The organism is Burkholderia alba (assembly GCF_034721475.1).
GTDB classification, from domain to species: domain Bacteria; phylum Pseudomonadota; class Gammaproteobacteria; order Burkholderiales; family Burkholderiaceae; genus Burkholderia; species Burkholderia alba.
In genome coordinates this window covers 1-1,997 of the sequence record NZ_JAWJWL010000123.1, presented here as the reverse complement: position 1 = coordinate 1,997, position 1,997 = coordinate 1, and the positions used below count along the sequence as shown (strand labels likewise).

The following is a 1,997-nucleotide window of genomic DNA, read 5'->3' as shown; positions in this document are numbered from 1 at the left end:
GCTCACCGACAAGCCCGTGTACGACACCGAAATCCCCGTGAAGCTGACGGAGATCCCCGTGACCGAGGTCGACGTGCTCTCCACCGACACATTCAGATCCTGTCCGACCGCTGTCGAACTGTTGCGCTCGACGGTCTGCTGCATGTCGCGTTCGGCGTGGATCATCACGCGCTCCGCCCCGCGCTGGTCGTCGAACGTCAGCTGGCTCGCGTTCTGCACTTGTCCCGCCTGCTTGATCGAACGCGATACCAGCCCCGTATACNACGGTCTGCTGCATGTCGCGTTCGGCGTGGATCATCACGCGCTCCGCCCCGCGCTGGTCGTCGAACGTCAGCTGGCTCGCGTTCTGCACTTGTCCCGCCTGCTTGATCGAACGCGATACCAGCCCCGTATACCGGACGTCTTTCGGCAGGTCGTACGGCGTCGGGTTCTCGCCGTTGTAGACGATCCCCGTCGCGAGCGGCCGGTCGAGATCGCCATCCACGTAAGTGACGATCACTTCCTGGCCGACACGCGGCATCGCCAGCACGCCCCAGCCCTTACCCGCCCATGCCTGCGATACGCGGATCCAGCACGATGCGTCGGCTTCCACGGTCTTGTAGCGGTCCCAGTGGAAATGCACCTTGATGCGCCCGAGCTTGTCGGTGTAGACCTCCGAAACCTGCGGCCCAACCTCCTTCTCGCTCTGGATAACCTGTACCCTCGGCCGCTTGGTCACGAGCAGCGGCCGGTACGGCTGGTCGTCGGCCAGCGCGCGGAACTTCACCGCGACGTTGCGCCCTTGCGACGTGCTGTCCGGGCCGTCCTGGACGAACGACAGCTCGCTGTCGATCACGTAGTAGCGGCGATTGCGGCTCGCGGCCGGATAGCCGACCAGCGTGAAGGCCCCGCCGGTCGCCAGACCGCGCGCGTTCGCTTCGCCCGCCAACTCATGCACGTCCGCCTGGAATGCCTCCAGTCGCAGCCGCGCGAGGCGTTCGCCGTTCTGCTGATCCTGATAGCCGGCCGCGTAGTCGTAGTATTCGAGCGGCACGCCCGACAGCGCCGGCTCCGGCGGCGTCTGCGCATCGCTGTCCAGACGGTTCGACGGCACCCAGTAGTTGAAATCGCGCAGCGCGACGTTGTTCGAGCGCACCCGCCGCGTCCGCTGCAGCCGCTGCACCCCTTCGCGCCCCTGGATCGCCCGCGCTTCCTCTCCGTCGGGCAGATATTCCAGCTGCCCATACGGAAACGGCAGATCGTCGAAACGCTGCGTGTCCGACATCACCACCACGTGCCGATCCGTCTCGTGCTCGATCCAGAAGTAGATGCCCTCGTCTTCCAGCAGCCGCTTGACGAAGTTCAGATCGGTTTCCTGAAACTGCACGCAGTATTCGCGCGGCTCGTAGGCGCCTTCCAGCTCGAAGCGGTAGTCCGTGCGCTGATGCCCCTGGAACACCTGCTCGACGATCTCCGGCACCGTCAGGTTCTGGAAGATCCGGCTGTTCCGGTTTTCCTCCAGAAACGACAGCCAGCTTCTCAGGTCGAGCGTGTAGGTGTACTGCCCGCTCAATTGACCGGTGTCGTAGCCGCCGAACACATAGGTGCTGAAGGTCCGCACCGTGCCGTTGCCCAGGTCGATGTCGGCCGACAGCGGCGTGCCCAGCAGCGCGTCGAAGTCCAGCTCCGGATCGCGGCTCAGCACGTCGAGCCGGTACGACGGCTCCCGTGAAAAATGCTCATGGACCGTCAGGCCGAGCGCGATGCAGCTCGGGGCCAACGCGTCGCTGCGCAGTTCGATCAGACGCATGCAGGCTCTCCCATCAGTTTTTCACCTGCATGCCGAGTTTCTTCAGATCCACGCCCACCTCGGAGTAACTGACGCCCGTGTAGGAGTAGGCGAAGCCCGTGACCGATATGTCGCTGCCGGTCGTCGACACACTCGAACCCACGGTGCTCGTCGAACTGCCGGTCGTCGACATGCTCGATCCGGTCACGCTCGTCGAGCTTCCCGTGGT

The 1,997-nt window shown here is 64.5% G+C and carries 1 protein-coding gene and 1 pseudogene; both read right to left on the bottom strand.

Translation table 11 applies throughout. The annotated features are described in order from the left end of the window. Nucleotides 1–252 (bottom strand): bacteriophage T4 gp5 trimerisation domain-containing protein (locus tag RZR99_RS33535; RefSeq protein WP_407655550.1); only part of this gene is annotated, 252 nt, incomplete at its 3' end. A 6-nt stretch (nt 253–258) separates the two neighbouring features. Further along, nucleotides 259–1,789: pseudogene (locus tag RZR99_RS32695) on the bottom strand (type VI secretion system Vgr family protein); the annotation flags it as partial. Between the last annotated feature and the right edge of the window lie 208 nt (nt 1,790–1,997).